Here is a 7,688-nt window from a genome sequence, read left to right on the forward strand (position 1 = left end):
GGCACTGTCATCGCGCTGCCGCTCGAAGGGATCATCGATTTCGCGGCCGAACGGGCGCGTCTCGTCAAGGAAATCGCCAAGCATAAGAGCGAGGCGGAAAAGATCGAAGCCAAGCTCGGCAACGAGGATTTCCTGAAGCGGGCGCCCGATGACATCGTCGAGGAGCAGCGCGAGCGTCTTGCCGCCGCGCGAAGCCAGGTGGCGCGGCTCGAAATTGCCTTGTCGCGGCTGGGGCCGGTATAGCCCGCATCGCCAACGATATGGGACCGGTCAGACCCCGAGGGCCGACCGGTCCCATGCCCTCGACGCGGTTAGCTTGCATTAACCGCCGTTTCTGACGCTCGCTTAACCACCTTGATGCAAGGGGGCAGTTTCGGGTGAAAAGCCCGGCATATCCGTAAAATTGTAGCGATCTCACAAAGCCGGAATGAAACCGGCGGTGGTGCTTATGCCATTACGTCATAAGCAGAGATGTCGCTATGTTTCCTACGGGCCGAATTGAAGACCGGCATGCCATTGCCGAATTGAAGACGCCGGACGGTGTCTTCCTTATTCAGGAACGCCGCGCGGTTCGCCGTGAAGATGCTAAGCCGAAGGCGCTTCCAGCCCGCGGGCATAGTGCCTCGCCGGCCATGGTGGCGCTTGGCGGCTTGATCATCCTGGGCGTGCTGATCGGCAGTTACACGACCAAATACGATCTCGCCGTCGGGCATGCCAACGGTCCGATGCCGGTCCCGGCGGTCGGCTTTCTCGCTCTGCAGCTTTTTCTCGCAAGAGCCGCTTACCGGCTGTTCCACGACATCCGCCACGTCGAAAGCCTCGGCGCCTACGTCCAGCAGCGGCTTCTCCGCTATCTGCCTGCCGTTGTTCCTGCCGTGATCCTGGGCTTCGTGTTGCTCCAGAGCGGCGATATTCCCAACGTCAAAGCAACGATCGAAGCCCTGCCGGCAAACCTTTTGATGGTGGCCGATATGCTGGGCGTCGACGAGGTCGATAGCGCCCACTGGCGCCTGAAGATCGAGATCTTTCTGTGCCTGCTGGTCGGCGCGACGTGGTTTGGGCCGTTGCGCCGGCATCTCGTCGCAATCCTGATCATCGGCTTGAGCGTCAGTGCGATCTGCATCGACGGCGAACCCACGCGACAGCACAGTCTCAGCATCCGCGGCATTGTGACCGCCGACGGTTACCTGCCCTTGTTTGCCTTCGGCATCGCGCTCTTTCAGCTTGCAGAAGACCGGACCCAACGCGTCTGGTGGGGACTTGCTGCGGCATCGCTCGTGCTCGTCTTCTTCTCGAACACGCCATGCCATGGCGCGGCTGTCGTCGCCGCTCTGGCCACGCTGGCCGCGATCGTGGCGGGGCGGCTCGAATGGCTCGGCCGAGCGCGCATCCTGGTCGTTCTCGGCGAGCTCGCCTTTCCGATCTACGTCGTGCATTTTGTTGTCGGCTTTGTCTTGATGCACCGTCTCGAGGTTGTCGGCATACCGCCTGTAGTGGCTCTGGCGGCGGCGTCAGCGGCTGCGATCGGGCTCGGCAAGCTTTTCAACATCGCATTCGAAAAGCCGGCCGAGGCGCACCTCCCCGCTTTGCTCGTCATAGCGCGACGCTCGCTTGATTTGAGCAATATGCTGGATTTCCTGACGATTGCCGATGCGGACAATACCAGCCGCGCCGAGGTTCCATTCTGAGCAACCCAGCTTTGTGCGCGTCTTAATCAATGCGACGGAAAAGTCACGCGCAATAATTCTTTTCCGGTAGGTAAATGCTTGTTAAGACGCCGGTTTTGTTGCTTTGCCGACACAGCCAACGGCGTTCGTATCTCTGATGTATCCTATCGGTGGCAAAGCCGCTTTTCAGCCATAAACCCTCCGCTAATCTAACCTCATCTTAGGTGATAGTTGGTCTTGTTAAGCGCTGGATCTGGCCTTGGCGCGAGATCTCAGAGGGTAAATGTTGCCGCGCTGTCTGCGGTTCTGGTTTGGCCCATCCGGGCGATGTTCATTCACACGAGCAGAATGAGGCGGGTTTTAGAGTATGGATGCGCGCGTTTTCGATAAGAAGAATCTTCCCAGCCGTCACGTGACCGAGGGGCCCGCGCGCGCTCCGCATCGGTCCTATCTTTATGCCATGGGTCTCACCAAGGAGCAGATTCATCAGCCGCTCGTCGGCGTAGCGTCGTGCTGGAATGAAGCGGCGCCCTGCAATATTTCGTTGATGCGTCAGGCCGCCGTCGTGAAGAAGGGCGTTGCCGCTGCCGGCGGCACGCCGCGTGAATTCGTCACCATCACCGTCACCGACGGCATCGCGATGGGCCACAAGGGCATGAAGGCGTCGCTGGCGTCGCGCGATCTCATCGCCGACTCGGTCGAACTCACCATGCGCGGCCATTGCTACGATGCGCTCGTCGGCTTGGCGGGTTGCGACAAGTCGCTGCCGGGCATGATGATGGCCATGGTGCGTCTCAATGTCCCGTCGATCTTCATCTACGGCGGCTCGATCCTGCCCGGCAATTTCCGCGGCCAGCAGGTCACCGTCCAGGATCTCTTCGAGGCGGTCGGCAAGCACTCGGTCGGCGACATGTCGAGCGAAGACCTCGACGAGCTCGAGCACGTCGCGTGTCCCTCGGCGGGCGCCTGCGGCGCGCAGTTCACCGCCAACACGATGGCGACCGTTTCCGAGGCGATCGGCTTGGCGCTGCCCTATTCGGCCGGCGCGCCCGCGCCTTACGAAATCCGCGACCAGTTCTGCATGACCGCCGGTGAGATGGTTGTCGAACTGATCGCCCGCAACATCCGTCCGCGTGACATCGTCACGTTGAAGGCCCTCGAGAACGCGGCCACTGTTGTCGCCGCCTCGGGCGGTTCGACGAACGCGGCGCTGCATCTGCCGGCGATCGCCAACGAGTGCGGCATCAAGTTCGATCTCTTTGATGTCGCCGCGATCTTCAAGCGCACGCCCTACATCGCCGACCTGAAGCCGGGCGGGAAATACGTCGCCAAGGACATGTTCGAGGCCGGCGGCATCCCGATCCTGATGAAGACGCTGCTCGACAACGGCTTCCTCCATGGCGACTGCATGACCGTGACCGGGCGGACGATCGCCGAGAACATGGAAAAGGTGAAGTGGAACCCGCACCAGGACGTGGTGCGCCCCGCCAACAACCCGATCACCGTGACCGGCGGCGTCGTGGGCCTACGCGGGACCTTGGCGCCGGAAGGCGCGATCGTGAAGGTCGCGGGCATGCCGCAGGAGGCGCTGACCTTCACCGGTCCGGCGCTGGTCTTCGATTGCGAGGAGGACTGCTACGCGGCGGTGAGCGCCAAGAAGTACAAGGAAGGCTGCGTCTTCGTCATCCGCTACGAGGGTCCCAAGGGGGGGCCCGGCATGCGCGAGATGCTGTCGACGACGGCGGCTCTGTACGGGCAGGGCATGGGCGCCAAGGTTGCGCTCGTCACCGATGGTCGCTTCTCCGGCGCGACGCGCGGCTTCTGTGTCGGCCATGTCGGCCCTGAGGCTGCGGTCGGCGGTCCGATCGCGCTTGTCGAGGACGGCGACATCATCGAGCTCGACGCTATCAAGGGAACGATCGATCTGAAGGTGTCCGAGGAAGTGCTGGCGAAGCGCAAGGCTGCCTGGAAGCCGCGCGCACACGAGTTCGGGTCGGGCGCCATCTGGCGCTACGCGCAAACGGTGGGCCCCGCCGTCAACGGAGCCGTGACCCATCCGGGGCAGGCCGGCGAGACGCATATCTATGCTGACACGTAAGGGACGTTTCCTCTCCGCCTGCTTTGCGGCAGGGCTCGGGATCGCCGCCGTTGCGATGGCCGGCGAATCTTGCGCTTGGGCGTTCGACGGCAACAGCGCCGTCGATGACAAGGCGCCGCTGCAGATCTTCAAGAACCCGAAAGCCGCGTTGCGGGCGGGTTTGGAAGGCGTGCGCAGCGGCCACCCGCATTCGGCGATCGCGGCGTTGGAATATGCCGCTGAGGGCGGCGAATCCCTGGCGCAATGGAAGCTCGGGAAGATGTACGCGGCCGGCGATGGCGTCCCTCACGACGATGCCAAGGCCTTCGAATATTTCTCTCAGATCGTCGAGAATTACGACGAAGACGATGCCGATCCGCGGCAGGCACCGTTCGTGTCGAGCGCCTTTGTCGCTCTCGGCGTCTATAATCTGAGCGGCATCGCCAACACCCGCATCGCGCCGAACACCGCGCGGGCGATGGAGATGTTCCATTACGCCGCCGTGAACTTCGGCGATGCCAACGCGCAGTACAATCTTGCGCGGATGTATCTCGACGGCAGCGGAACCGCCAAGGACGGGCGTCAGGCTGCGCGCTGGCTGTTCCTCGCCGCGGACAAAGGACACATCGAGTCCCAGGCGCTGCTTGGCCAGATGCTTTTCGCAGGCCACGACGGCGTGCAGAGGCAACGTGCCCTTGGCCTGATGTGGCTATCGCTCGCCCATGATGGCGTCACCGACAAGGTCAAGGATCAGTGGATCCTCGATCTTTATGGGAAGGCGATGGGCTCTGCCTCCGACGACGATCGTCAGGTCGCGAGCGTCTATCTCGACGACCGGTTGAAGAGGCGGAACTAGGCAACTCGCGGCCGTCTTTTTCGGCTTTGTGGCCGATCAGCTCGATGGGCGGTCGCGCACTGGCTTCTTGAGCGCTAAAGCTGCTCGTCGAGATGTCCATCATCCAGAGAAAGTGTTTGCAATGACGGTGCTGGTGACGGGAGCGGCCGGGTTCATCGGTCGCGCCGTCTGTGAGCGGTTGCTCGCACGTGGCGAGAGCGTCCTGGGGCTCGACAACTTCAACGACTATTATGATCCGGCGCTCAAGGTGGCGCGGGTCGCGACCCTTGCGTCTCAGCCCGGCTTCGAGATGGTCGAAGGCGATATCGCCGACGCGGCGCTGGTGGCGTCGCTCATCGCTCGGGCCGCCTGCCGCCGTGTGGTCCACCTCGCCGCGCAGGCGGGCGTCCGCTATTCCATCGAGCATCCCTTCGCCTATGAGCGGTCCAACCTTGCGGGGCACCTTTCAATACTCGAAGCCTGCCGTCACGCGCGGGATTTCGAGCATCTTGTGTATGCCTCGTCGAGCTCGGTCTATGGCCATCGCCCGCTCGACACGGCGTTCCGCGAGGACGATCCCGTCGATGCGCCGGTCTCGCTCTACGCCGCGACCAAGCGCGCGGGCGAACTGATGAGCACGGCCTACGCCGGCCTCTATGGCATCCCGCAGTCGGGGCTCCGCTTCTTCACGGTCTACGGTCCGTGGGGACGGCCGGACATGGCGTACTTTTCCTTTACCGAGAAGATCCTCGCGGGACAGCCGATCGAGGTCTACGGCGAAGGCAAGATGGCCCGCGATTTCACGTACATCGACGACATCGTCGACGGGATCCTGGGTGCCCTCGATCACCCGCCGTCTTCGGGCACCAATCGCATCCTCAACATCGGCGACAATCGGCCTGTCGGGCTGCTCGACATGATCGAAATGCTGGAACGCGCTCTGGGGCGTGACGCGATCAAGATCATCCGCCCGATGCAGCCGGGCGATGTGCGTTGTACCTTCGCAAACATCGACAAGCTGGCGGCGCTGACGGGCTATGCGCCCAAGATCGATCTAGCCGAGGGCCTGAAGCGCTTCGTCGCCTGGCGGCTTGCGTATCGCTAAAACGGCCTCAGCTCAGGATCAGGCCGACGAAAAGCAGATAGCCCATGCCGGCGAAAACCACGTGCAGCGCCAGAACAAGCGCTGGCGGCGGGCGGGCGTGCCGGCAGGTCGCGAAAATCGCAAGGCCCGCGAGCAAACCCGCAAAGAGGAGACCCGCAACAAGCCATTGCGCCTGTGTGGTGGCACCTGTCCCGACGATCCAGAGGAAAACGCAGAGCCCGCTGGCGCCAAGCGCGCCGTGGGTTGCCGCAGCGGTGCGCCTCCGGATGCAAGTGAGGGAGGCGCGACGCGGTATCACGAGGACTGCGCCCAGCATGACGGCAAGGGACAACAGGCAGAGCGCGGCAACGAGCATCTGATGATCCCCGTCATGCCAAACGCCAGCAGAACCGACGATCAATGAGGAGGGTGGCCGTCCGATGAGTTGCTGCTTCCGGACGGCCAGACCGCTGCGACTTGAAAGGACATCGAAGGGTCACGGTCAAGCTAACACAAATCGGCCTTAATCTAAATCCCCCAGTCGGACCAAGCGACAGCTCAGCTGGCACCGATCACACCGAGCAGTATTTCACGCAGCCCACATCTGTCAGACTTACGTCCTTTCTCTGTTTCTACGTGCCGATTGACAGCCGGCCGCGATGATGCGGCAGAAGAGCGAAAGTCCTATGCACGTTGTGCGCACTAACTTATGTTAAGGGGCCGGATGCGGCCTGCAGCTTAGCAGGTGATCGTACCTCCCGCGGACGGAGACCGGTCGTGAGCCGCTATTTTTTCGACTTTCATGATGGCGTGACGCTCATCGACGAGACTGGGGTGGACCTGGAAAACCTCGACGCCGCGCGTGCCGAGGCAATCAAGAGCCTCAGCGCTATTGCGGCTGACACCGCCTCTGCGAAGCACTTGAACGAACTCGTCATGGTCGTCCGCGACGAAGGAGGCAAAACGGTCCTCACGGCAAGCATGACCTTTAAAATGGAAGACGCCTGAGGCGCGCTTCAGCCGTTACACGGCGGGGCCGAGGTAGTCCGGCTTGAAGTCGGCGACTGCCTGGAACCCCGCAACGTCGAGGATCATCAGAACCTCTCCGTGCTGTGTGATGAGGTCCCGCGGGCGAACGGATTGCGGCGCGCGATCGAAAAACGCCCGGCTTGGAAACACGACAACGTTGTATAAGAAGGCGGATTTGGTGCCGGCTGAAGGAATCGAACCCTCGACCTACTGATTACAAATCAGTTGCTCTACCAACTGAGCTAAGCCGGCTTGCCTGGAACCACGAGCTACCAGCGTCGGCGTCGCGATGCAACGGTCCTTTAACGCTGCGGTCTTAACCTCGCCGCAGTCTGACGCTTAAAATATCGTCGAGCAACCGGTCGGACTCCGGTTGGATTCGGGGCGCAGTGCCCATGGTGAGGCTTCGGGAGGGGATCTTGTTGAAGAAAGCTGGAATGCTGGTCAAGGCCAGCGTCGTTTTGGGCCTCGGCGTCGCGACACTCGCGGGGACGATGACGCCGACCTACGCCGGTGACGGCGGCGCGATCGCGGCTGGTGTTATCGGCGGGACGGCTCTCGGTCTGCTTGCCGGCAGCGCTGCCGCTGGCGCCTATGGTCCCGGTCCGGGCTACCCGCCGCCGCCGCCGGCTTACGGTTATCCGCCGCCGGCCCCGGCCTATTACGCGCCCCCGCCGCCGCCGCGTCGTTGCCACTGGGACGGCTATGCCGGCGTCTACGTCGATCACTACGGTCGCGTCTGCGAGTAAGCGACGTCTCATCATTCTCGCGAAAAGGCCCCGGTCCGGGGCCTTTTTTGTGCCGGATCGGTATGGTCCAAAACGCAAAAGGCCGCGCATGCGCGGCCTTCCAGCGTCCGTGTGGCATATCTTAGCGTGCGTGGGCCCGCGAGGCGCCGATGCCGGTCTCGGAGCGGATGAATTGCGCGTCGAAAGCCTCGCGCTCGAGCTGACCGCGGCGGCTCTTGTCGAGCGTCGAGAACAGCCAGATTCCGAC

At 62.7% G+C, this 7,688-nt stretch carries 9 protein-coding genes and 1 tRNA gene; 8 read left to right on the forward strand and 2 right to left on the reverse strand.

The window, feature by feature from the left end:
• From GSQ79_RS13530 to GSQ79_RS13560, 7 genes are all read left to right on the forward strand, one after another.
• A partial coding sequence (locus GSQ79_RS13530) for a hypothetical protein (RefSeq protein WP_158809233.1) occupies window positions 1-243 on the forward strand: 243 nt, incomplete at its 5' end.
• A gap of 236 nt (window positions 244-479) precedes the next feature.
• Entirely contained in the window at window positions 480-1,688 is a 1,209-nt protein-coding gene (locus tag GSQ79_RS13535) for an acyltransferase family protein (protein WP_158809234.1), read from the forward strand.
• A 346-nt stretch (window positions 1,689-2,034) separates the two neighbouring features.
• Window positions 2,035-3,765: a dihydroxy-acid dehydratase gene (gene ilvD / locus GSQ79_RS13540; RefSeq protein ID WP_158809235.1), complete on the forward strand. Its 1,731-nt coding sequence runs from the start codon at window positions 2,035-2,037 to the stop codon at window positions 3,763-3,765.
• Window positions 3,752-4,600, forward strand: coding sequence for a tetratricopeptide repeat protein (locus tag GSQ79_RS13545; protein ID WP_174243215.1), 849 nt, complete (start codon window positions 3,752-3,754; stop codon window positions 4,598-4,600). The genes ilvD and GSQ79_RS13545 overlap by 14 nt, the downstream gene beginning before the upstream one ends.
• A 121-nt stretch (window positions 4,601-4,721) precedes the next feature.
• Window positions 4,722-5,684: an NAD-dependent epimerase/dehydratase family protein gene (locus GSQ79_RS13550; RefSeq protein ID WP_158809236.1), complete on the forward strand. Its 963-nt coding sequence runs from the start codon at window positions 4,722-4,724 to the stop codon at window positions 5,682-5,684.
• A complete protein-coding gene (locus tag GSQ79_RS13555) occupies window positions 5,671-6,087 on the forward strand; it encodes a hypothetical protein (RefSeq protein WP_158809237.1) in 417 nt (138 codons plus the stop codon). Before GSQ79_RS13550 ends, GSQ79_RS13555 begins: the two co-directional genes overlap by 14 nt.
• 353 nt (window positions 6,088-6,440) lie before the next feature.
• A complete protein-coding gene (locus tag GSQ79_RS13560) occupies window positions 6,441-6,671 on the forward strand; it encodes a hypothetical protein (RefSeq protein WP_158809238.1) in 231 nt (76 codons plus the stop codon).
• 15 nt (window positions 6,672-6,686) lie between these two features.
• Here the strand turns inward: GSQ79_RS13560 and GSQ79_RS13565 are convergent, their stop codons facing one another.
• The gene (locus tag GSQ79_RS13565; protein ID WP_158809239.1) at window positions 6,687-6,842 is read right to left on the reverse strand and encodes a hypothetical protein; all 156 of its coding nucleotides are present in this window, start codon (window positions 6,840-6,842) and stop codon (window positions 6,687-6,689) included.
• 26 nt (window positions 6,843-6,868) lie between these two features.
• Window positions 6,869-6,944, reverse strand: a tRNA-Thr gene (locus GSQ79_RS13570).
• A gap of 167 nt (window positions 6,945-7,111) precedes the next feature.
• Here GSQ79_RS13570 and GSQ79_RS13575 point away from each other — a divergent pair.
• Complete coding sequence (locus tag GSQ79_RS13575) at window positions 7,112-7,441, forward strand: hypothetical protein (protein ID WP_210253083.1); 330 nt, start codon at window positions 7,112-7,114, stop codon at window positions 7,439-7,441.
• Window positions 7,442-7,688 lie beyond the last annotated feature (247 nt).

The sequence above is a fragment of the Beijerinckia sp. L45 genome, from assembly GCF_009765775.1.
Taxonomy (GTDB): Bacteria; Pseudomonadota; Alphaproteobacteria; order Rhizobiales; family Beijerinckiaceae; genus RH-AL1.

Coding starts and splice junctions, on each gene's coding strand:
- GSQ79_RS13545 (WP_174243215.1), top strand. CDS start 3,752: ATGCTGACACGTAAGGGACGTTTCCTCTCCGCCTGCTTTGCGGCAGGG.
- GSQ79_RS13550 (WP_158809236.1), top strand. CDS start 4,722: ATGACGGTGCTGGTGACGGGAGCGGCCGGGTTCATCGGTCGCGCCGTC.
- GSQ79_RS13535 (WP_158809234.1), top strand. CDS start 480: ATGTTTCCTACGGGCCGAATTGAAGACCGGCATGCCATTGCCGAATTG.
- ilvD (WP_158809235.1), top strand. CDS start 2,035: ATGGATGCGCGCGTTTTCGATAAGAAGAATCTTCCCAGCCGTCACGTG.